23 protein-coding genes and 1 riboswitch are annotated in these 21,788 nt (G+C 66.6%); of the genes, 18 read left to right on the top strand and 5 right to left on the bottom strand.

The features are described from left to right. The first annotated feature begins 24 nt into the window (after positions 1 to 24). The 4 genes from ACT53K_RS09535 to ACT53K_RS09520 are packed head-to-tail and all read left to right on the top strand — an operon-like array spanning position 25 to position 1,056. On the top strand, positions 25 to 279 hold the full coding sequence (locus tag ACT53K_RS09535) for a type II toxin-antitoxin system Phd/YefM family antitoxin (protein WP_354310969.1): 255 nt from the start codon (positions 25 to 27) through the stop codon (positions 277 to 279). Continuing rightward, the gene (locus ACT53K_RS09530) at positions 276 to 542 is read left to right on the top strand and encodes a Txe/YoeB family addiction module toxin (protein ID WP_476228387.1); all 267 of its coding nucleotides are present in this window, start codon (positions 276 to 278) and stop codon (positions 540 to 542) included. Before ACT53K_RS09535 ends, ACT53K_RS09530 begins: the two co-directional genes overlap by 4 nt. Before the next feature lie 45 nt (positions 543 to 587). Beyond that, positions 588 to 806 (top strand): type II toxin-antitoxin system RelB family antitoxin, encoded by a 219-nt coding sequence (gene relB / locus ACT53K_RS09525; protein ID WP_476228386.1) that lies wholly within the window; start codon positions 588 to 590, stop codon positions 804 to 806. Beyond that, the gene (locus ACT53K_RS09520; protein WP_476228385.1) at positions 790 to 1,056 is read left to right on the top strand and encodes a type II toxin-antitoxin system RelE family toxin; all 267 of its coding nucleotides are present in this window, start codon (positions 790 to 792) and stop codon (positions 1,054 to 1,056) included. The genes relB and ACT53K_RS09520 overlap by 17 nt, the downstream gene beginning before the upstream one ends. Positions 1,057 to 1,090: 34 nt before the next feature. Here ACT53K_RS09520 and thiC read toward each other — a convergent pair whose 3' ends face one another. The 4 genes from thiC to ACT53K_RS09500 all read right to left on the bottom strand — a co-directional run bounded on the left by thiC (position 1,091) and on the right by ACT53K_RS09500 (position 5,226). Continuing rightward, complete coding sequence (gene thiC / locus ACT53K_RS09515; RefSeq protein ID WP_476228384.1) at positions 1,091 to 2,965, bottom strand: phosphomethylpyrimidine synthase ThiC; 1,875 nt, start codon at positions 2,963 to 2,965, stop codon at positions 1,091 to 1,093. A 43-nt stretch (positions 2,966 to 3,008) separates the two neighbouring features. Continuing rightward, positions 3,009 to 3,119, bottom strand: a riboswitch (TPP riboswitch). A 49-nt stretch (positions 3,120 to 3,168) separates the two neighbouring features. Beyond that, a complete protein-coding gene (locus ACT53K_RS09510) occupies positions 3,169 to 4,023 on the bottom strand; it encodes a MipA/OmpV family protein (RefSeq protein WP_476228383.1) in 855 nt (284 codons plus the stop codon). Between the two features lie 56 nt (positions 4,024 to 4,079). Then, the gene (locus ACT53K_RS09505) at positions 4,080 to 4,454 is read right to left on the bottom strand and encodes a DUF2141 domain-containing protein (RefSeq protein WP_476228382.1); all 375 of its coding nucleotides are present in this window, start codon (positions 4,452 to 4,454) and stop codon (positions 4,080 to 4,082) included. After that, positions 4,429 to 5,226 carry a sterol desaturase family protein gene (locus ACT53K_RS09500; RefSeq protein WP_476228735.1) on the bottom strand — a complete coding sequence of 266 codons (798 nt, stop codon included), beginning with the start codon at positions 5,224 to 5,226 and terminating at the stop codon, positions 4,429 to 4,431. The genes ACT53K_RS09505 and ACT53K_RS09500 overlap by 26 nt, the downstream gene beginning before the upstream one ends. A 73-nt stretch (positions 5,227 to 5,299) precedes the next feature. On the opposite strand from ACT53K_RS09500, the gene ACT53K_RS09495 reads away from it, so the two are divergent. The 9 genes from ACT53K_RS09495 to ACT53K_RS09455 all read left to right on the top strand — a co-directional run bounded on the left by ACT53K_RS09495 (position 5,300) and on the right by ACT53K_RS09455 (position 16,516). Beyond that, on the top strand, positions 5,300 to 5,713 hold the full coding sequence (locus ACT53K_RS09495; protein ID WP_476228381.1) for a hypothetical protein: 414 nt from the start codon (positions 5,300 to 5,302) through the stop codon (positions 5,711 to 5,713). A 187-nt stretch (positions 5,714 to 5,900) separates the two neighbouring features. Continuing rightward, on the top strand, positions 5,901 to 8,375 hold the full coding sequence (locus ACT53K_RS09490; RefSeq protein WP_476228380.1) for a TonB-dependent receptor domain-containing protein: 2,475 nt from the start codon (positions 5,901 to 5,903) through the stop codon (positions 8,373 to 8,375). A gap of 104 nt (positions 8,376 to 8,479) precedes the next feature. Continuing rightward, positions 8,480 to 9,637, top strand: a complete 1,158-nt coding sequence (gene crtY / locus ACT53K_RS09485) for a lycopene beta-cyclase CrtY (RefSeq protein ID WP_476228379.1) — start codon at positions 8,480 to 8,482, stop codon at positions 9,635 to 9,637. Further along, positions 9,637 to 11,118: a phytoene desaturase gene (locus tag ACT53K_RS09480; RefSeq protein WP_476228378.1), complete on the top strand. Its 1,482-nt coding sequence runs from the start codon at positions 9,637 to 9,639 to the stop codon at positions 11,116 to 11,118. Before crtY ends, ACT53K_RS09480 begins: the two co-directional genes overlap by 1 nt. Positions 11,119 to 11,175: 57 nt before the next feature. Next, positions 11,176 to 11,757: an LOG family protein gene (locus ACT53K_RS09475; RefSeq protein WP_476228377.1), complete on the top strand. Its 582-nt coding sequence runs from the start codon at positions 11,176 to 11,178 to the stop codon at positions 11,755 to 11,757. Position 11,758: 1 nt separating this feature from the next. Further along, on the top strand, positions 11,759 to 12,682 hold the full coding sequence (locus ACT53K_RS09470; protein WP_476228376.1) for a phytoene/squalene synthase family protein: 924 nt from the start codon (positions 11,759 to 11,761) through the stop codon (positions 12,680 to 12,682). Between the two features lie 48 nt (positions 12,683 to 12,730). Further along, the gene (locus ACT53K_RS09465; RefSeq protein WP_476228374.1) at positions 12,731 to 14,548 is read left to right on the top strand and encodes an ABCB family ABC transporter ATP-binding protein/permease; all 1,818 of its coding nucleotides are present in this window, start codon (positions 12,731 to 12,733) and stop codon (positions 14,546 to 14,548) included. A gap of 91 nt (positions 14,549 to 14,639) precedes the next feature. Continuing rightward, the gene (locus tag ACT53K_RS09460; protein ID WP_476228373.1) at positions 14,640 to 15,512 is read left to right on the top strand and encodes a hypothetical protein; all 873 of its coding nucleotides are present in this window, start codon (positions 14,640 to 14,642) and stop codon (positions 15,510 to 15,512) included. A gap of 47 nt (positions 15,513 to 15,559) precedes the next feature. Continuing rightward, complete coding sequence (locus ACT53K_RS09455; protein WP_476228372.1) at positions 15,560 to 16,516, top strand: alpha/beta fold hydrolase; 957 nt, start codon at positions 15,560 to 15,562, stop codon at positions 16,514 to 16,516. A 10-nt stretch (positions 16,517 to 16,526) separates the two neighbouring features. Here the strand turns inward: ACT53K_RS09455 and ACT53K_RS09450 are convergent, their stop codons facing one another. Next, the gene (locus ACT53K_RS09450) at positions 16,527 to 17,099 is read right to left on the bottom strand and encodes a TlpA family protein disulfide reductase (protein WP_476228371.1); all 573 of its coding nucleotides are present in this window, start codon (positions 17,097 to 17,099) and stop codon (positions 16,527 to 16,529) included. Here ACT53K_RS09450 and argH point away from each other — a divergent pair. Genes argH through ACT53K_RS09425 form a run of 5 tightly spaced genes read left to right on the top strand, consistent with a single transcriptional unit; the run spans position 17,098 to position 21,707 of the window. Then, positions 17,098 to 18,474, top strand: a complete 1,377-nt coding sequence (gene argH, locus ACT53K_RS09445) for an argininosuccinate lyase (protein WP_476228370.1) — start codon at positions 17,098 to 17,100, stop codon at positions 18,472 to 18,474. The two genes, ACT53K_RS09450 and argH, sit on opposite strands and share 2 nt — an antisense overlap. Continuing rightward, positions 18,471 to 18,713, top strand: a complete 243-nt coding sequence (locus tag ACT53K_RS09440; protein WP_476228369.1) for a hypothetical protein — start codon at positions 18,471 to 18,473, stop codon at positions 18,711 to 18,713. The genes argH and ACT53K_RS09440 overlap by 4 nt, the downstream gene beginning before the upstream one ends. Before the next feature lie 29 nt (positions 18,714 to 18,742). Continuing rightward, complete coding sequence (lysA, locus tag ACT53K_RS09435) at positions 18,743 to 20,002, top strand: diaminopimelate decarboxylase (RefSeq protein ID WP_476228368.1); 1,260 nt, start codon at positions 18,743 to 18,745, stop codon at positions 20,000 to 20,002. Then, positions 19,999 to 20,757 (top strand): precorrin-2 dehydrogenase/sirohydrochlorin ferrochelatase family protein, encoded by a 759-nt coding sequence (locus ACT53K_RS09430; RefSeq protein ID WP_476228367.1) that lies wholly within the window; start codon positions 19,999 to 20,001, stop codon positions 20,755 to 20,757. The genes lysA and ACT53K_RS09430 overlap by 4 nt, the downstream gene beginning before the upstream one ends. Then, entirely contained in the window at positions 20,754 to 21,707 is a 954-nt protein-coding gene (locus ACT53K_RS09425) for a zinc transporter ZntB (protein ID WP_476228366.1), read from the top strand. Before ACT53K_RS09430 ends, ACT53K_RS09425 begins: the two co-directional genes overlap by 4 nt. The last annotated feature ends 81 nt before the right edge of the window (positions 21,708 to 21,788 follow it).

The following is a 21,788-nucleotide window of genomic DNA, read 5'->3' as shown; positions in this document are numbered from 1 at the left end:
ACAAAATGACGTACAAGATTCGCCATGCAGACCCTGACCGTCTCGGAAACCCGCGCCAATCTTAAGGCCGTGCTCGACCGTGTCGTCGCCGACAAGGCGCCGATTCAGATCGTCCGCCCCAAGGGGGAAGGCGTGGTGCTGGTCTCCGAAAGCGAATGGGAAGGCATGCTGGAGACGATGCACCTGCTGTCCTCGCCGGAAAATGCGCGGCGGCTGATGGAGCGGATCGCACGGTTCGATGCCGGTGAAGGCGAGGAGCACGAGCTGATCCAGCCGTGAAGGTAGCATTCGACCGCGATGCCTGGGCGGAGTATGTCGATTGGCAGCGCGAAGACCCGAAGATCGCGGAGCGCATCAACGCGTTGATCGAGGAATGCCGACGCCATCCGTTTACCGGCACCGGGAAGCCGGAGCCGCTGCGGCGCAATCTCTCCGGCTGGTGGTCGCGCCGGATCAGCGGCGAGCACCGGCTGGTGTATCGGGTCAGCGGTTCAGGCGAGGCGCAGGCGCTGGAAGTGCTGAGCTGCCGCTATCATTATTGAGTCTCAAGCCTACTCCTGCTATATTTGTATAGCAAGGAGATTGCCATGCTCGCGGTGCGGATCGACGCAGATACGGAAAAGCGACTGGAAGCGCTGGCGGCGCGGACGGGGCGGACCAAAACCTTCTACGCCCGAGAAGCGATTCTCGCCCATCTCGACGACCTTGAGGACTTTTACCTCGCCGAGGAGCGGATGAAGGACTTCCGTTCCGAAGACGCGATCCCGCTTGCGGACCTGAAGGCCGAGCTTGGCCTGGACGATTGAGTTCGCGCCGGAGGCGGCAAAGGAATTGCGCAAGCTCGGCAGGCAAGAAGCCGGACGCATACTCCGCACTCTGGAGGAGCGGATCGCAACCTTGGAAGATCCCCGGTCGATCGGCGCACCTCTGACCGGCGATCACAGCGGCTATTGGCGCTGGCGGATCGGCGACTACCGTGTAATCGCGCGAATCGAGGATGCGCGCCTGGTCATCCTCGTCGTCCGCGTCGGCCATCGCCGGGCGATTTATCGGTAGCCGGGCGAGCGCACGCGCGCCCGGCCGTCGATCTTCAATCGTGCTCGCGGCCGCCGGCACCCATATACAGCTCGCTGCCGGTTTCGCGGAACACCTTGCTCATCTCCGCCATGCCTGCCTCCGCCTCAGCCGGTGCCGCCGGCGTCGCCGCCAGGAAGGTATCGGCCGACGCATTCTGCTTTGCGGCGAAGTCGCGGACTTCCTGCGTGATCTTCATCGAGCAGAATTTCGGGCCGCACATCGAGCAGAAATGCGCGGTCTTGGCGCCCTCGGCCGGCAGCGTCTGGTCGTGATACTGCTCGGCGGTGTCGGGATCGAGCGACAGGTTGAACTGGTCGCGCCAGCGGAACTCGAAGCGCGCGCGGCTCAGCGCGTCGTCGCGCACCTTGGCCGCCGGGTGGCCCTTGGCGAGGTCCGCCGCATGCGCCGCCAGCTTGTAGGTGACGACGCCGACCTTCACGTCGTCGCGGTCGGGCAGGCCCAGATGCTCCTTCGGCGTGACGTAGCAGAGCATCGCCGTGCCGTACCAGCCGATCATCGCCGCGCCGATGCCGCTGGTGATGTGGTCATAGCCCGGCGCGATGTCGGTGGTCAGCGGCCCGAGCGTGTAGAAGGGCGCCTCGCCGCACGCCTCGAGCTGCTTGTCCATGTTCTGCTTGATCTTGTGCATCGGCACATGGCCGGGGCCTTCGATCATCACCTGCACATCCTGCTCCCAGGCGCGCTTGGTCAGCTCGCCCAGCGTGTAGAGCTCGGCGAACTGCGCCTCATCGTTCGCATCGGCGATCGAGCCGGGGCGGAGACCATCGCCCAGCGAATAGGCGATGTCATACGCCTTCATGATCTCGGTGATCTCGTCGAACCGCTCGTAGAGGAACGATTCACGGTGATGCGCGAGGCACCATTTCGCCATGATCGAGCCGCCGCGGCTGACGATACCGGTGACGCGCTTGGCAGTCATCGGGATATAGGGCAGCCGGACACCGGCATGGATGGTGAAATAGTCGACGCCCTGCTCGGCCTGCTCGATCAGCGTGTCGCGGAAGATTTCCCAGGTCAGTTCCTCGGCAATGCCGCCGACCTTTTCCAGCGCCTGATAGATCGGCACCGTGCCGATCGGCACCGGCGAGTTGCGCAGGATCCATTCGCGCGTGTCGTGGATGTTGCGGCCGGTGGAGAGGTCCATCACCGTGTCCGCGCCCCAGCGGATCGCCCAGACCATCTTGTCGACTTCCGCAGCCACGTCGCTGGCGACCGCCGAATTGCCGATATTGGCGTTGATCTTGACGAGGAAGTTGCGGCCGATCGCCATCGGCTCACTTTCCGGGTGGTTGATATTGTTCGGGATGATCGCCCGGCCCCGCGCCACTTCGTCGCGGACGAATTCCGGCGTCACGTAATCGGGGATCGAGGCGCCCCAGTCCTGCCCGTCGCGGACATATTCCGCCAGCCGCTCGCGGCCGAGATTTTCGCGCTCGGCGACATATTCCATCTCGGGCGTGATGATGCCGCGCTTGGCATAGTGCATCTGGGAGACGTTCATGCCCGGCTTGGCGCGCAACGGGCGCTTCACCACATTGGGGAACTGCGGCACGCCGGCCGAGCGATCCGGCCCCTTCAGGCCATTGTCTTCCGGCTTCACCTGCCGCGCGTCATAGGCCTCGACATCGCCGCGCCCCAGAATCCAGTCGCGGCGCAGCGCCGGCAGGCCGGCCATGATGTCGATATGCGCTTGCGGGTCGGTATAGGGGCCGGACGTGTCGTAGACGCGCACCGGCGGCTCGCCCGAGGACGGCTCGAGCTGGATTTCGCGCATCGCCACGCGGTGCTTGCCGACATGAATCTTGCGGCTGCCCCGGATCGGGCCGGTAGTAACGCCGATTTCGGTCTTGGCGGGGATGTCGGCCATGGTTCGTCCATTCCTTGCGCTTGCGCAGGGGAGAACGAGCCTTGGGTAAAGACCGCTCCCTCCCTACGCCGGTATCAACCGGATCAGGTTCAGCGGGTCGGGGGCTGCGGCCCCCCTCTCAACCGCCGTGTCAGCGGTCCCCCGGGGAAAGCGCCTGTGTAGGCGCAAGCAGGCGAAGGGGCAATCCTCAGAAGCTATAGGCCTCAGAAGGTATAGGCGAGCCCAACTGCCCCATAGAACTGGTTACGCGAGCCGGCGATCCGCACGATCGGCGATTCCGCGGCATCGTTGAGCAGCCGGCTATACCCCACGCCCGCCACGGCCGACAGGCCACGCGTCAGATCGCCGGTGAGCGACACGGCAGTGTAGCCGGCAATGCTCCAGTCCTTCCACCCCTTGCCCGCGCGATAGACCGGCAGGCCGCTGGCAGCGCTGCCCGAAGGCGTCACGCTGAAATAGGTGTTGGCATAGCCGTCGCCGACATAATCGGCCGACAGGTTGAGGCCGACATAGGCCTTGCGGCTGAGCGGCGTGCCATATTCGATCGCAGGGGTGATCATATAGCTTTTGTGAACCGTGCCGACGTCATGGACATAGGAAACGCTGACGCTCAGCTTGTCATAATCGCTGGTGAGCACCCCCTGCTTGCCGATGCCGACATAGCCGCCCAGCTCCGCCGCCGCCTTGATCTTCCCCAGCGCGCGCACGCGCACATTGTCGATCCGGGCAGTGCGGTTGAGGTTGAGATTGGCGACCGGCCCCAGCTGAAAGTCCCAGCCGGGCCCACCCGATGTGGGGATCAGGTCCGCCGACGCGCGGCTGCCGAGCAGCGTGAAGTTAATGCCGGAGACATGGCCGCGCACCGCCGGCACGCCGGTGACAACGCTGTGGTCCGACCCGTCATAGCTGGGCACCACCGCCGCGCCGATCCCGACCGACACCGAATCGCGATCGAGATCGAGATCGGGCGCATCGGCAGATTGCTGGGCATAAGCGGGCATGGCAAGCAACGGCGCGAACGCAAATGCGCCGGCCAAACAGGTGCGAACAAAGGACATTCAGGTCTCCGGGAAAGGAATATCCCGGGCAACGCTGGCCGCCGGTGGCAGTTCCTCTAGAGCAGGTAGCGAATGCGCACTTCCTGTCGCTCGCCCGCCGGCGGCACCGCGAACCGCGCCGCCGAGAAGCGCGGCGGGCCGAAGCCGATCGTCGGGTTGCGCGAGAAGCCGAAGCCTTCGCGGGGAATGCCCATGAAGGTGTCGAGCTTGCCATTGCCGTTGGCGTCGTGGATCACCGCCACCGCATAGTCGCCGGGCGCCAGATCGCCGATCCGCAGCCGCCCCTCGGATGCCGGAATCGAGCGCTTGATCGCGCCGCGCCCCTTGCGGCAATCCGGAAATTCCTCGGCCGCCGGCGCGATGCAGATCTGCAGCAGCCCTTTGGCCGAGCGCATCTGGGTGAAATCAATCTCCAGGCTGGCGAGCGGCATCGCTCCCGGCAGCAGCGTGAGCAACACTGCCCCGGCCGCGCACCGGCCGGCGATCGAAACTGCCCAGCCCCTGGTCGGTCCCGCAAAGCCGATCCCAGAAGCGGAAATAAAGCCCATAATTGCACCCATATCGCTCATGATGGCGCTGGTGATGACTGGCCGTAATCACCCACGCTCCCAATGGCCCCCGCCAAACCCAGGCTGGAAAGATTTCCCAGCCCATATGGTTGGTCACTCCCATAACCGTCATCACGGTCAGCACCAAGCCAAGTGCGGCGACATGAATCGGAATTACGAAGATCAGCAGCGGAATCACCAGTGCGCCGGACAGCGCCTCGCCCCAATGGAAGCTCATCGCTGCCCAGGCGGTCGGCGGGCGGCTGGCATGGTGGACCGCGTGATAGCGACGGAACAGCGCAGGAATGTGCATCCAGCGATGCGTCCAGTAGAACCAGGTGTCGTGCGCGAGCAGGTAGAGCAGCACCGAGAGCGGCCAGTACCAGAGCGGCCAGGCATGGATGTCGGCGTAGATCCGTGTCCAGCCCAGATTCTGCCAGCCCCAGGCGACGATTCCGGCGGGAATGCCATAGATCGCCGCCGAGGCCAGGCTCCAGCCGATCTCCATGCGAATCTGGCGGTCCAGCCCGGCATAGAGACCGGGATGGCGCAACCGCGTCGCCAGCGCGAACCCCGCCGAAGCGGCGAGATAGCGCACGCCCACGATCAGCGTCATGGCGATCGCGGAGGCAGTTAGGGCGAAAGCGGCGGTCATCGACATCGGGCTAGTCTTTCCCCATCCTGTCCGCAATTCGATACGCAAGATTCCAGGGAAGTTGGGGGCGGATATGGCAGGGCATGGCGAACGAAGCGTAACGCGGCTGCGCGTCCATTGCCCGGTCAGCGCATCGACGCTCGCGCGACTGGCTGCGGGCGAACCCGCCCCGGCCGGCGATCCGGTGCTGGCGGCGATGCTGGCAATCGTCCGCGCCGACAATCCGGTCGGCGATTTCGGCGCCTATCGCGGTGTCGTCGAACTGTCGCCGGGCTGGGAGATGTTCACCCCCGGTCCCGACGCGCGCCCGACACTGGGCAGCGCCGCGTGCGAGACGATGTCGCCAACGGTGATCCTGACCCTGCACATTCCCGCGGAAGCCGGCGCTGCGGCAACCGATACCGCCATTGCCGCGATCCTGTCAGCCCACCCCTGGGAAGTACCGGTGATCGAGCGCGACGAAAGCCGCCTGATTACGCGCGGCTGACAGACAAACCGCCACAGTCAAGCACGCCGAAGACGCATCGCAATATAATCAGCGGTCATCCTGAATTATGAAGAAAGCTATTACGCACCAAGCGCAGCTTCAGCGTAAGTAATAGTCCATACCCCGCCACCCCTGCCTGCAATCTATAATAATCTGGATAAAAACCAGTCTCGGCAGGAGTTGTCTCGTGACCTTCCGGTACCTTTTACTCGCCTGCACCGCGGGTATCGCTGCGCAGCCTGCGCTGGCACAGTCTGCAGATAGCGACTCATCGAGCGCCAAGCCACGCAGTGCGCAGCCTGCACCCGAAAAGGAAGTCTTTTCGACCGGCGTAGCCAAGGGTCGCGACCGGCTCGACAGTGCGACCTCGACCAGCGCGCTCAAGGCCAGCGAGTTTCAGGAACTGGGTCCGCGTCCGCTGGGCGACGTGCTGCGCACCATGCCGGGCCTGCGCGTCGAAAGCGGCATCGGCGAGGGCAATGCGAACTACACCGTGCGCGGCCTGCCGCTGGCGGCGGGCGGTTCCAAATATATGCAGATGCAGGAAGACGGGTTGCCCGTCCTGGAATTCGGCGATTTCTTCAACATTGCTGCCGATGTCTATATGCGCGCCGACTTCAACGTCGCGGCGATCGAATCGATTCGCGGCGGATCGGGATCGACCTTCTCGTCGAATGCACCCGGCGGCGTCATCAACCTGATTTCCAAGACCGGCGACACGCCGGGCGGCGCGGTGCAATTCAGCACCGGCCTCGATTATGGCGAGAAGCGCGTCGATTTCGATTATGGCAACCGCCTGGGCGGCGGCTGGCGCTTTCATGTCGGCGGCTATTACCGTTCGGGCGAAGGCCCGCGCGACATCGGATTCACGGGCTACAAGGGCGGCCAGCTGCGCTTCAACGTCACCCGGCAATTCTCGAACGGTTATGTCCGGGTAAGCGGCAAGTGGCTCGACGACCGTTCGCCGACCTTCGCACCCTATTTCGTCCGCATCACCGGCACCAACGACAATCCGGTCTATAGCAACTATGCCGGGTTCGACGTCCGCAAGGATTCGACTCTGTCGCCCAATATCGGCCCGGTGGTGACGCTGGACGGCGACAACAAGCTGCAGCGCTTTCCGCTCGCACGCGGGATGCACCCGGTCAGCAAGTCGGTTGGATTCGAGGCCCAGTTCGACGTCGCCGGCTTCACGATCAGCGACAAGGCCCGCTATTCGGCCAATTCAGGTGACTTCCTGCGCGTCTTCCCCTCTGCGGTGAATACCGTGGCGGCGCTGGCCGCCTCGCAGGCCGGGACGGGCGCAGTGGCGACCTATGCAACCGGCCCCAATGCCGGCCAGCCGGTGCCGGCCAATGCCAACGGCAATGGGCTGCTTGCCTTTTCCTACATGGCCGAAACGCGGGCGCGATCGCTCGACAATTTCACCAACGACTTCCGCGCAACCCGCGTGATCAAGACGGGCGGCGGCGACCTGACGCTTACCGCCGGCCTCTACAAGGCCAATCAGAAGCTTTACACCCAGTGGCTCCACGCCGGCATCGACACCGATGTCGCAGGCGATGCCGGCACGGCGATGGTGGATATACGCAGCGCCGGCGGCGTGGCCCAGACGCTGGGCGGCTATTACACCTTCAGCCGCAACGGCAGCAAATTCCGCCGCATCTTCGATGTATCGTACGACATTGTCGCGCCCTATGGCTCGGCAAACTACCATATCGGCAAGCTCGCGATCGGCGGCAGCCTGCGCTATGATCGCGGGCGGGTGCGCGGCAAGCTCTATGGCGCAGATCTGGGCGGTGGCCGCAACGGCATCATCAGCTATGACATCAATGGCGACGGCGTGATTTCCGCGCCGGAGAAGCGGGTTGCCTATCTGCCGCTCGATGCGCCAGCGCCGGTCGACTATAATTACGGCTATCTCAGCTATTCGAGCGGCATCAATTATCGCGTCGCCGAGCCCTTCTCGCTGTTTGCCCGCTACAGCCGCGGTGCGCGGGCCAATGCCGACAAGATCCTGTTCACCCCGGCGGTGAGCACGACGACCGGCGATGTGGCCAATGGCGACGACAAATATGACGATGTCCGCCAGCTGGAAGGCGGCTTCAAGTTCCGCAAATCGGGCGCGACGCTCAATGTCACGGCGTTCCTGGCCCATGCGGAGGACCATAATGTCCTGAACGGGTCGGCCAACCAGACCATTCGCCGCTACCGCGCCTATGGCTTGGAAATGGAAGGCAGCTTCCGTCGCGGGCCGTTCAGCATCACCGCCGGCGCGACCTATACCAAGGCGAAGATCACCGAGGACAAGCTGGACCCGACACTGACCGGCAAGCAGCCGCGCCACCAGCCCGCCTGGACGCTGGAAGCGACGCCGCAGATCGACCTGCGCGTGGTGACGGTCGGCGCCAATGTGGTGACCATCACCGACAGCTATGCCCAGGACAGCAATCTGCTGAAGATGCCGGGCTTCACCGTCGTCAACGCCTTTGCACTGGTGCGGCCGGTCGATCGCGTGACGCTGATGCTGAACGCCAGCAACCTGTTCAATACCATGGGCTTCTTTGAAGTGAACCAGAGCGAAGTGCCGGCCAATGGCATCGGCTGGGCGCGCTCGATCAACGGCCGCACCGTTTCGGTTTCGGCAAAGCTGGACTTCTGAGGTGCGCGGCGTGGCCGGTCTTTCCGGCCACGCCTGGCCCCGCTTCACCGCTGCAGACCAAGCTTGGGGTTCCCCCGGCGGCGCGCATGGGCTAGGCCGCCGCGATGCCGTCCACCATCAGTTGCGACGTCGCCATTGTCGGCGGCGGCCTAGCAGGCGGGCTCATCGCCCTCGCGCTCCGTCAGAAAAAGCCCAATTGTGACATCCGCCTGATCGAGGGATCGGGCACGATCGGCGGCAATCACCTCTGGTCCTTCTTCGGCAGCGACGTCGCGCCACAGCATCGCTGGCTGGCCGCGCCGCTGATCAGCCATGGCTGGCGCAACTATGATGTCGCCTTTCCCGAGCTCCACCGGACGCTGCGGGCGCCTTATTATTCCGTCGAATCCGACCGGCTCGACCAGGTGGTGCGCGCCGCGCTCGGCCCGCGCGCGCTGCTGCTGGGCCGTCGGGCCGCCGACGTGACGCCCACCGCCGTCGCGCTGGCGGACGGCGATCTGGTCGAGGCCGAAGGCGTGATCGACTGCCGCGGCATGGGCGATACCAGCGCGCTGCAACTCGGCTGGCAGAAATTCCACGGCGCAGAGCTGGCGCTGGCCGATATCCACGGCATCGACCGGCCGGTCATCATGGACGCGACCGTCGAACAGATCGACGGCTATCGCTTCGTCTATTGCCTGCCCTTTGCCGCGACCCGGATGTTCGTCGAGGATACCTATTACAGCGACACGCCGGAGATCGACCTGGACGCCACCGGCGACCGCATCGAAGCCTATGTCGCCGCGCAGGGCTGGGAGGTCGACCAGGTCATGCGCGAGGAAGCCGGCAGCCTGCCGGTCGCGATGGGCGGCGACATCGCCGCCTATTGGAACGCGGGCGGTGCCGGGGTCGCCAAGGCGGGCATGAAGGCGGGGCTGTTCCACCCGATGACCGGCTACAGCTTTCCCGATGCGGTGCGCACGGCCGCACTGGTGGCGGAGACGCGCGACCTTTCCGGCGCGGGGCTGCACCAAATGCTGTATGGCCATGCGCGCACGCTATGGCGCAAGCGCGGCTTCTATCGCATGCTGGCCGCGATGCTGTTCAAAGCGGCCGAACCGGGGGAGCGCTATCGCGTGCTGGAACGTTTCTATCGGCTGGACGCAGGGTTGATCCAGCGCTTCTATGCCGGCCAATCGACCTGGATGGACCGCGCCCGCGTGCTCACCGGCAAGCCGCCGGTGCCGATCGGCCGCGCGCTTGCCGCGATCGGGGGTCGATAATGAAGCGCGCTGCCGTCATCGGCGCCGGCTTTGGCGGGCTGGCGCTGGCCATCCGCCTGCAATCGGCGGGCATCGACACCACGCTGATCGAAGCGCGCGACCGGCCGGGCGGCCGGGCCTATTATTGGGAGCGCGACGGATTCACCTTCGATGGCGGCCCCACCGTCATCACCGACCCTGCGGCGCTGGGCGAGCTGTGGCGCCTGTCGGGCCATGACATTTCCGAAGACGTGACGCTGAAGCCGGTGCTGCCCTTCTACCGGCTGCACTGGCCCGACGGCACGACGTTCGACTATACCAACGAAGACGGCGTGCTGGCGGGCGAGATCGCCAAGCTCGATGCGCACGACATTGCCGGCTATCGCCGCTTCCTCAGCTATTCCGAAAGCGTCTATCGCGAAGGCTATGTGAAGCTGGGTGCCAAGGCGTTCCTCGACTTCAAATCGATGCTGAAGGCGGCGCCGGCCCTGATGCAGCATCAGGCGTGGCGGTCGGTCTATTCGATGGTCTCCAGCTTCGTGAAAAACGAGAAGCTGCGCGAGGCGCTGTCGTTCCACACGCTGCTGGTGGGCGGCAATCCGATGGCGACCAGCAGCATCTATGCGCTGATCCACAAGCTGGAGCGCGACGGCGGCGTATGGTGGGCCGAAGGCGGCACCAACCGGCTGGTCGCCGGCATGGTCCGCCATTTCGAGCGGCTGGGCGGCGTGGTACGGCTGGGCGATCCGGTCGACGAGATCCTGACGCTGGGCGACCGGGTGACGGGCCTGCGCACCGCGAGCGGATTTGAACTCGAAGTCGATGCCGTGGCGAGCAATGCCGATATCGTCCACAGCTATCGCGACCTGTTGCGCGGCTCGCGAAGCGCCCGGCGCACCTCGGCGCGCCTGCTCAACAAGCGCTATTCGCCGTCGCTGTTTGTCGTCCATTTCGGGCTGCGCGGCACCTTCCCCGACATTCCGCACCACATGATTTTGTTCGGGCCGCGCTACAAAGGGCTGCTCGACGACATCTACACGCACGGGGTGTTGAGCGAGGATTTCTCGCTCTACCTCCACCATCCGAGCGCATCGGATGCGAGCATGGCGCCCGAAGGCCATTCGACCTTCTATGCGCTGGCGCCGGTGCCGCATCTGGGCAAATTCCCGGCCGACTGGCGCGAGGTGGGGCCGATGCTCGAGCAGCGCATCCTCGCCGAAGTGCAACGCCGGCTGATCCCCGACCTGGCGGAGCGGATCGTCACCAAGTTCCATTACGCGCCGACCGACTTCCGCGACGACCTGCACGCGCATCTCGGCTCCGGCTTCAGCCTGGAACCGATCCTGACGCAGAGCGCCTGGTTCCGCGTGCACAATCGCGACGATGCGATTTCCAACCTCTATTTCGTCGGCGCCGGCACACATCCCGGCGCGGGCATTCCCGGCGTGGTCGGCAGCGCCAAGGCGACGGCCGAACTGATGCTGGGGGAGATTGGCGCGTAAAGCCCCTCACCATTCCCGGCAAAACACGCTAACAGGCCGCGCCATCAGGAGCATCCCATGAAGCGTATCGCCGTCTATTGCGGTTCGGCCAGCCCGGCCGATCCGGTCTATATCGAAAGCGCCCGGGCCTTGGGCCGTACGCTTGCCGAGCGCGGCATCGGCCTGGTCTATGGCGGCGGCCGGCTGGGGCTGATGGGCGCGGTGGCCGATGCGGCGCTGGCGGCCGGCGGCGAAGTGATCGGCGTGATCCCAACCCTCCTCGTGAACGCCGAAGTGGCGCATCGCGGGCTGACCAGCCTGGAAGTCGTCGAGACGATGCACGAGCGCAAGGCGCGTTTCACCGAACTGGCCGACGGCTTCGTCAACCTGCCCGGCGGCACCGGCACGATGGACGAATTGTGGGAGGCGATGAGCTGGGCACAGCTCGGCTATCACAGCGATCCGATCGGCCTGCTCAACGTCGCCGGCTATTATGACAAGCTGGTCGAATTCTGGCAGCATATGGGCATGGTGGGCTTTGTCCGGCCGCAGCATCAGGATCTGCTGATCGTCGACAATACGATCGACGGGTTGCTCGCCAAAATGGCGGCCGCGCAGCCGACCGTCTCGATCGTCCAGCTGCGACGCGAGCAGCTCTAGGATGCGCTTTCCGGGTCGCGATGCGATCGTCGCCACGGCCGGCGAGTCGATTGCGCGCGGCTCGCGCAGCTTTGCGGCGGCGAGCAAATTGTTCGACCGGGCGACACGCGAGCGCGCCTGGCTGCTCTATGCCTGGTGCCGGCGCTGCGACGACCTGGCCGACGGGCAGGACCATGGCCATGGCATGACCCGCGTCGCCGATCCGCAGGCGCGGCTGGCGGTGATCCGCGAGCGCACGGCGGCCGCGCTCGACGGTGCGTGGGTGGGCGAGGCGGCGTTCGATGCGCTGCGCATCGTTGTGCAGGAAACGGCGATGCCGCACCGCTTTGCCTGGGATCTGATCGAGGGGTTCGCGCTCGACGCTGCCGGCTGGCGGCCGCAGAGCGAGGATGATCTGCTGCGCTATTGCTACCATGTCGCCGGCGTGGTCGGCTGCATGATGGCAGTGGTGATGGGCGTCGCGCCCGAGGACGAGGCCGTGCTCGACCGCGCGTGCGATCTGGGACTGGCGTTCCAGCTCGCCAACATCGCCCGCGATCTGGGCGAGGATGCCGAGGCCGGGCGCTGCTACCTGCCCGCCGACTGGCTCGCCGAACTGAGGCTTACCGCCGAAGCACCGCTTGCCGACCGCGCCGCGCTCGCAGTGCTGGCACGCCGGCTGACCGACCGCGCGCAGGGATATGAGGAAAGCGCGCGCGGCGCGGCGGCGTCCTTGTCCTATCGCTCCGCCTGGGCCGTGCTGGCGGCGGCGGATATTTATGGCGGGATCGGCCGCAAGGTCGCCGCGCGCGGGGCCACCGCCTGGGACACGCGGGTTACGACCTCGGCGGGCGAAAAGCTCCACGCGATATTCGCCGCCGCGCTGGCCGCTGCCCGGCGCCAGCCCGGCCCGCGTCCGCCGGGGCTGTGGACTCGCCCACGCTGACACGCATCGGGCGTTGCATCGCGGCCGCCTGCGCCCCAGATGGGGACCATGCCTCCCGAAACCCCGTCTGCTGCGGCCGAGCGCCCGATGCTCGCCACCATGCGCCGCTTCCTTCCCTATCTCTGGCCGCGCCATGCGCCGGGGTTGCGGGTACGTATCGTGCTCGCGCTGCTGCTCGTGCTCGTATCCAAGCTGGTGCAGATCTATGGCGCGTTCGGCCTGCAGGGGGCGGTGGACGCGATGGCATCCGGCCCGCGCAGCGGCGTGTGGCTGGTCGTGGCGATGACCACCGGCTACGCCGCCGCCCGGCTGGGAACGGTGCTGTTCGAAAACGTCCGCAACGCCGTGTTCGAGCGGGTGGGGCAGGATGCGACCCGCCGGCTCGCCTCCGACGTGTTCCGCCACCTCCACCAGCTGAGCCTGCGCTTCCATCTGGAGCGGCGCACCGGCGCCGTCACCAAGGTGGTCGAACGAGGCACCAAGAGCATCGACACGATGCTCTATTTCCTGCTGTTCAACATTGCGCCGACCATCCTTGAGCTGGCCATCGTGCTGAGCATTTTCGGCACGAAGTTCGGCGGCTGGCTGGTGGGCGGCACGCTGGCGATGGTGATCGTCTATATCGCCTTCACCCGCTGGGTGACCGACTGGCGATCAAAGCTGCGCGAACAGATGAACGACCTTGATACCGGCGCGGTCGCGCACGCGGTCGATTCGCTGCTCAACTTCGAAACGGTCAAATATTTCAACGCCGAAGCCCGGGAGAGCGCGCGCTACGACAAGGCAATGACCGCCTATATGAACGCGGCCGTCACCAGCGAGAATTCGCTCGCCTGGCTCAATATCGGCCAGGCGATGATCACCAATCTGATGCTGGCAGCCGGCATGGCGCTGGTGGTGTTCGGCTGGTCGACGGGCCAATTCACGCCGGGCGCCGTGGTGCTGGTCTCTACCCTGCTCAGCCAGTTGTTCCGCCCGCTAGACATGCTCGGCTGGGTCTATCGCACGATCCGGCAGGGCGTGATCGACATGGGGGCGATGTTCGACCTGCTCGACACCAATGCCGAAGTGAAGGACGCAGCCGACGCGCCGCCGCTGGCGATCGCGCGCGGCCATGTCCGGTTCGAGGGCGTGCAGTTCGGCTATGATCCCGACCGGCAGATCCTGAAGGGCATCGATCTCGATATTCCCGCGGGCGCCACGGTCGCGGTGGTCGGGCCGTCGGGTGCGGGCAAGTCGACGCTCGCCCGGCTGATGTACCGCTTCTACGACGTGACCGGCGGCCGCATCACCATCGACGGGCAGGACATACGCGGCGTGACCCAGGCGAGCCTGCGCGCCGCGATCGGCATCGTGCCCCAGGATACGGTGCTGTTCAACGAAACGATCGGCTACAACATCGCCTATGGCCGCGAAGGTGCGACGCCGGAGGAAATCGCCGATGCCGCGCGCGGTGCGGCCATCGCCGGCTTCATCCAGGCACTGCCCCAGGGGCTGAACACCCGCGTCGGCGAGCGGGGGCTGAAGCTGTCGGGCGGCGAGAAGCAGCGCGTCGCGATCGCCCGCACGCTGGTGAAGAACCCGCCGATCCTGATCCTCGACGAAGCCACCAGCGCGCTCGACAGCCGCACCGAGGCCGACATTCAGGCGACGCTGGAAGCGATCGAGCAGGGCCGCACCACCATCGTCATCGCGCATCGCCTGTCGACCGTGGTCCATGCCGACCGCATCGTGGTGCTGGAGGCGGGCCGCGTCGTCGAGCAGGGCACCCATGCCGAGCTGCTGCGCGAAGGCGGCGTCTATGCCGAAATGTGGGCGCGGCAGGCGCAGGAACGCGAGGAAGGCGAGGAGTCCGTCGCGGGATGAAATTGCGACGAACTGTGCATATCCGTCGATAGACGGAGGGTTGGGAGCCCGATATATTGGCGGCGTTCCTCGAATCGGAGCCTCTGTCCTCATGCGCGTATCGTTGCTTGTAACGGCGCTCGCTGCAGCGCTGTCCTTCGTCTCGCCTGCTTCCTCCCAGCCTGCCCAGCCCAGCCTGCCGTCGCTGCCCTGGCGCAGTCTGCTCGACTGGCAACCCGACAAGGGCAGCGTCACCTACACCTATGACAGTCTGCGCCTGACGATCGCGCCGTCCGATGCGCCGAGCCCGCAGGACCGGGTCGCCGTCGTCACCATCACCCAGCCGGGGATGCAGCCGGTTACCCTTCGCGGCCTGCCGGGCATCAGCTATCGCTTCGGCATCGGCCGCGTCGACGAGCGGGTGAAGCAGCCGGCGGTCCTGCTGGAGACCTTCACCGGGGGCGCACATTGCTGCAGCGTGATCGATGTCGCCGTGCCCACGGGAGACCATTATCAGGTGGTGCGGCTGCGGCGACCGATCGGCAACGGCAAGACGACCGGCCTGTTCGATGCGACGATCGACGAATTCCCGATCGACATCTCCGGCGACGGGATCGCCGATTTCGTGCTGACCGATGACACGTTTCTCTATCGCTTCTCCAGCTATGCCGGCAGCATGCCGCCGCCGCTGGTGCTGAACATCCGGGACGGCAAGAGCATCGACGTATCGGCAATGCCGGGCCTGCGCCCGCTATTCGAAATGAAGATGGCGGAAGCGCGGGCGGCGTGCACGGCGCCCGCCTCGCCGGATGTCGAACGCAACGGCGCCTGCGCCGGCTATGTCGCCGATGCGGCCCGTGTCGGCCAGTTCGGGCGGGCATGGAAGGATATGCTGGCGCATTATGATCCGCATTCGACGTGGAACAAGGCGCCGTTCGTGCCGGACCTGAAGGACTTTCTGCGCAAGAACGGCTATATCCGCTAGGCATCGAAACATGCCGGGAGGCGTTCGATGGGGGAGGAGATATTCGGATGCTGATACCGTTCGGACTTGCGGGGATAGGCGTTCTCGGGCTCGCCGGCTGGTCGGCCTGGGTGGGGCGCAAGGCCGAGGAGATGGTGCCGCCCGACGGCCGCTTTGCCGATGTCGAAGGCGCGCGGCTGCACTTTGTCGAGCTGGGGCCGGAGGAAACACCCGACACGCCGCCCCCCGACACGCCGCCCATCGTGATGATCCACGGGCTGATGGGCCAGGTGCGCAACTTCAGCCATTCGCTGGCGGCGCATCTGGCGCGCGACCATCGCGTGGTTCTGGTCGACCGGCCGGGCTGGGGGCATTCGCATCTGACCGGTGCTCGCCCCGACCTTGCCGGGCAGGCACGGATGATCGCGGCGCTGATCGAGCAGCTCGGGCTCGAAAAGCCGCTGGTTGTCGGGCATTCGATGGGCGGCGCGCTGGCCCTGGCGATGGCGTTAGAGCGGCCGGACCTGCCCGGTGCGCTGGCGCTGATCGCGCCCTTGACCCAGCCGGTCGATCGCCCGCCGGCGGTGTTCGCCGGGCTGATGGCACCGCTACCGCTGCGCCGGCCGATCGCCTGGACCATTGCCGTGCCGATGGCGGTAGCGCGGGGCCGCAGCAATGCCGCCGCCGTGTTCGCCCCCGATCCGGTGCCGGCAGATTTCGCCACGGCCGGCGGCGGCGCGCTCGCGGCCCGATCCAAATCCTATGAAATGGGCAGCTTCGAACTGGGCATGGCCCGTGCCGCCGTCGCGGCGATGGTGCCGCACTATGGCGAAATCACGCTGCCGGTGGCGATTCTCTATGGCCGGCAGGATGCCGTGCTCGATCCCGCCGTCCATGGCGAGCGCACGGCCGCGCAGATTCCCGGCGCACAGCTTACCCTGATCGAAGGCGGCCATATGCTGCCGGTGACGCATCCGGGCGCAACCGAGGCCTGGCTGCGCGAGGTGCTGGCAGGAATGGCGTAGTCCGGCGCGGCTATTTCGCTTCGGCGATCAGCGCGGCGGCCTTGTCCCCGGCCCAGTCAAACTCACCCGAAAGGCGCCACACTTCCTTGCCGGCCGAATCGAACAGGATCGTCGTCGGCAGGTTCACGCCGAGCTGGAGCGAGAATGTGGAATCGGTATCAAGCCAGGGCTTCAGCGCCTTGTAGCCATGCTGGGCGAAGAAGGGCGCGACCACGGCCTTGCCCTTCTGGTCCTGGCTGAGCGGAATCACGGTCAGGCGGTCGCCAGCCTTTGCCGCGAGCGCGTCGAGCGTCGGCATTTCCTTGATGCACGGCGCACACCAGGTCGCCCACAGATTGACCAGCACCGGCTTGCCACGAAAATCGGCCAGCGTCGTCTTCTTGCCCGCCATGTCGGTGAACGCCAGCGTGGGCGCCGCTTCGCCCTTGTGGCTGCGATCGGGCGCTCCGGCAGCCGGGATCGCCGGCGCCGCGCTTGCGTTCGCTTGCTGTGGCGGCTGGGATTGCTTATCGCACCCCGCAACTGCAAGGGCGCCCAGAAGGAGAAGACCGATCACCGAGCGCAAGCATAGCTCCAATAGCATGTGGGGTGGGCGCTTTGCCGAAGGCCCGTCCGCGGTGATGCGGGAGATAAACGCCTCTATTCCCTTCGACAAGCGGATGTGGCGCCAGGATCTGCGCGGATCGAAGGCGCATGTCGCGATGCTGGGGCAGCAGGGCATTGTTGGCGCGGAAGATGCCGCGACGATCGGGGCGGGACTCGACCAGGTCGCCGAGGACTTTGCCGCGAACGGCGTGCCCGAGGATCTGGCGCTCGAAGACATTCACATGCTGTCCGAAAGCCGGCTGGCCGAGAAGATCGGGCCGGTCGCCGGTCGGCTGCACACTGCGCGCTCGCGCAACGACCAGGTGGCGACCGATTTCCGCCTGTGGGTGCGCGACGCGATCGACCAGGCCGATGCGGCACTGGGCGCACTGCAGGATGCGCTGCTGGCGCGGGCCGAGCAGCATGCCGACAGCGTGATGCCGGGCTTCACCCACCTTCAGGTCGCGCAGCCGGTGACTTTGGGCCATCACCTGATGGCCTATTTCGAGATGTTCGCGCGCGATCGCTCGCGGCTGAAGGATGCGCGGGCGCGGATGAACCTCTGCCCGCTCGGCTCGGCGGCGCTGGCAGGGACGGGGTTCAACCTCGACCGCGAGGCGACCGCGAAGGCGCTGGGCTTTGACGGGCCGACGCGCAACTCGCTCGATTCGGTATCGGACCGCGACTTCGCGCTCGATTATCTGACCGCCGCCGCGCAGTGCAGCCTGCACCTCAGCCGGCTGGCGGAAGAGTTCGTGATCTGGGCCAGCCAGCCCTTCGGCTTCGTCGCGCTGTCCGACCAGTGGTCGACCGGCAGCTCGATCATGCCGCAGAAGCGCAATCCCGACGCGGCCGAGCTGGTGCGTGGCCATGCCGGGCGGATCAGCGGCGCGCTGTTCAGCCTGATGATGACGATGAAGGGGCTGCCGCTCGCCTATTCGAAGGACATGCAGGACGACAAGCCGCCGGTGTTCGAGGCGCACGACCTGCTCGGCCTGAGCATCGCGGCGATGACCGGCATGGTCGAAAGCGCCACCTTCCGGCTCGAGCGGATGCGCGCCGCCGCCGAGGCAGGCTATTCGACCGCCACCGACCTGGCCGACTGGCTGGTGCGCGAAGGCGGCATCCCGTTCCGCGAGGCGCACCACATCACCGGCCGCGCGGTGGCGCGGGCGGAGGCCGACGGCGTGCGGCTCGATCAGCTATCGATCGATGCGCTAAAGGAAATCGACGCGCGCATCGATGATCGCGTATATGACGTGCTCAGCGTCGATGCGTCGGTGAACAGCCGCACCAGCTTCGGCGGCACGGCGCCCGCGCGGGTTCGCGCGGCCATAGCGGCGGCTCGCAAGGGCCGCGAGGAGGAAGCATGAGGAAGCGACTGCTGTTCGCCACGGGCCTTGCGCTCGGACTGTGCGGCTGCGGCGCGCGCGAGGGCCTTGCCCCCGCGCCGGGGGCCTCGTTGCCGGTTGCGCCCTATGGCGCCGCGGCGACGCCCTCGCCTTCCGCCCTTCTCAAAGCGCCGGCGCAAACCCGCCCCGCCCGCAGCGACGATCTGATCCAGAGTTCGGAAGCGCGGCGGAGCGACGAGTTCGACCTACCTCCCAACTGATCTGACGGCCCAGGGCCGCACCGAGGTTCATGACCGATTTTTCGATGATCGACGGCCAATTGCACGTCGAAGCTATTCCGCTTGCCCGCATCGCTGCCGAAGTGGGCACGCCCGTCTATGTCTATTCCGCCGAGCGGTTCCGGGCCAATGCCCGCGCCTTTCGCGATGCGCTGAAGCCGCTGGGCCGGGTGCATCTGGCCTTTGCGATCAAGGCCAATCCGAACCTGGCGGTGCTCAAGCTGCTCGCCAATGAAGGCTATGGCGCCGATGTCGTCTCCGGCGGCGAAATGGCGCGTGCGCTGGCCGCCGGCGTGGCGGCGAAGGACATCGTCTTTTCCGGCGTCGGCAAGACGCGCGCCGAGCTGGTGAAGGGGCTGGAGGCCGGGATCGGCCAGTTCAACCTCGAGCTGGAGGAAGAAGGCGTGGTGCTCGCCGCGCTGGCGGCCGAGCGCGGCCTTTCCGCCCGCGCCGCACTGCGCGTCAATCCCGATGTCGACGCCGGCACGCATGAGAAGATCTCGACCGGCAAGGCCGAGAACAAGTTCGGCCTTCCGATCGGCGAGGCACCGGCGATCTTCGACCGGCTGGGCAAGCTGCCGGGGCTGAACCTGCACGGCATTGCGGTGCATATCGGCAGCCAGCTGCTCGGCCTCGCCCCGCTGGAGGCGGCGTTCGAGCGCGTCGGCAAGCTGCTGGCCGAGCTGCGGGCCGCCGGCCACACCATCACGCATGTCGATCTGGGCGGCGGGCTGGGCGTCGCCTATCGCCCGGGCGAAGTGCCGCCGACGCCCGAAGCCTATGCGGCGATAGTCGCGCGGGTGACGCAGGGCTGGAACGTCGAGCTGATGTTCGAGCCGGGCCGCACCATTTCCGGCAATGCCGGCGTGCTCGTCACCGAAGTGCTGTGGGTCAAGCCGGGCGTCACCCATCCCTGGGTGATCGTCGATGCGGCGATGAACGACCTTGCCCGGGTGGCGCTGTACGATGCCTATCACGGCTTTGCCGCAGTGAAGCCGAGCGGCGAGCGCTTCACCGCCAATGTCGCCGGGCCGGTGTGCGAAAGCACCGACGTGTTCGTGAAGGCGCGCGAGATCGACAAGGTCGCATCCGGCGACCTCGCCGTGCTGGAAACGGCCGGCGCCTATGGCGCGACCATGGCGAGCACTTACAACAGCCGCCCGCTCGTGCCCGAGGTGCTGGTGTCGGGCGACCGCTATGCCGTGGTCGCCGGGCGTATCCGCGCCGAAGAGATCATGGCCGCCGAGCAAGTGCCGGACTGGCTGCAATGAGCCTGACCGCCCTGCCGCTGTTCGTCCGGCTGGCGGGGCGGCCGGTTATCCTGGTCGGCGAAGGCGAGCCGGCTGCGGCGAAACGCCGGCTGCTCGACCGCGCTGGCGCCATGGTGGTTGGCGAAGCGGCGGAGGCCGCGCTCGCGATCGTCGCTACCGAAGCGCCCGAAGCGGTGGTGGCGCGGCTTCGGGCGCGCGGCGTGCTGGTCAATTGCGTCGATCGCCCTGATCTGTGCGATTTCACCCTGCCCGCCATCGTGGACCGCGACCCGGTACTGGTGGCGATCGGCACCGGTGGCGTGTCGGCCGGTCTGGCCGCGGCGCTGCGCCAGCGGCTGGAGGCCTTGCTGCCACAGGGGCTGGGCACGCTGGCCCATGCGCTGGGTGCGGCACGGGCGGCGATGAAGGCGCGCTGGCCGGACCCTGCCGCCCGGCGGCGGGCACTCGCCGAAGCACTGGGCGAAGGCGGGCCGCTCGATCTACTGGCGGGCGGCGGCGATGTTGCGGGCTGGCTGGCGCCAGGCGATGCCCCGACGAGCGCGCTGGTGGCGCTGCGCATTGCCTCCCCCGATCCCGAAGAACTCACGCTCCGCCAGGCACGGCTGCTTGCACAGGCGGACCGGGTCTTCCATCTGGAGGACGTGCCCGAAGCGATCCTCAACCGTGCCCGCGCCGATGCCGCGCGAATCCCCTGTGCCACGCCGCCGGCCGATCCAGGCCCCGGCCTTTCGCTATGGCTGGAAATGCGCGCATGAGCGGCTTCGCCTATGTCGTGAAGGACGGCAAGGTCGAGCAGCCGACGATGCGCGCGGCGCTCGATGCGCAGGGCGGCCTCACCTGGATCCACCTGACCACCAATGACGAGCGCGCCCAGCTATGGCTGGGCGGCGAGGCGAAGCTGTCGCCCTATGTCATCGATTCGCTGACCGCGACCGAGACGCGGCCGCGCTGCGACGCCGTCGGCGAAGGCGCCGTGATCAACCTGCGCGGGCTGTCGTCGGAAGCGATGACGGCATCCGACCCGCTGGCGTCGATCCGCATGTACGCGCTGGGCGGCTGCGTCTTCTCCGTCACGCGCAAGCCGCTCAACGCGCTGAAGACCGTGCGCGAGCAGGTGGAGGCAGGCCGCATCCTCGATCCCGGCGACCTGATCGCAGCGATCGCGCTGGCGATTACCGAGGAACTGGACCCGATGGTGGCCGAACTCGGCGACTCGCTGGACGATTGCGAGGAGCAGATTTCGGGCCACCGCGCCTTCGAACTGCGGCGGATGGTCAACAAGGTGCGGGTGCAGGCGATCGGCTATCGCCGCTTTCTCACGCCGCAGCGCGCCGCGATCGAGAAGCTGGCGGCGCTACCCGGCGACTGGCTGCGCGAGGACGACCGGCTGCACCTGGCGGCCGCCGGCGACCGTGCCGCGCGGATGGCGGAGGAGCTGGAAAGCATCCGCGAACGCGCCGCGCTGACGCACGAGACGCTGACCGATCTGCGCGGCGAACTGCTCGACCAGCGCTCGCTGGTGATCGCGATCGTGGCGATGATCTTCCTGCCGCTGACGTTCCTGACCGGCCTGCTCGGGATGAATGTCGACGGCATCCCCTATGCCCATGAGCCCTGGGCGTTCGACGGCGTGGTCGCGATGTGCGTGGTGATGGCGCTGGCGATCGGCGCCTATTTTCTCCGCCGCCACTGGTTCGACGGGTAAATTGATGAGACCTGTGCGCGGGTGGCTGTAAGCAGTTGAAATTGATTGAACCTGAGGGGCGTTCGCTCGGGGCCGGCGGAG

Source organism: Sphingomonas sp. DMC8, from assembly GCF_056314185.1.
The sequence above is the reverse complement of the archived record's forward strand: the minus strand, read 5'-3'. Positions and strand labels throughout refer to the sequence as shown.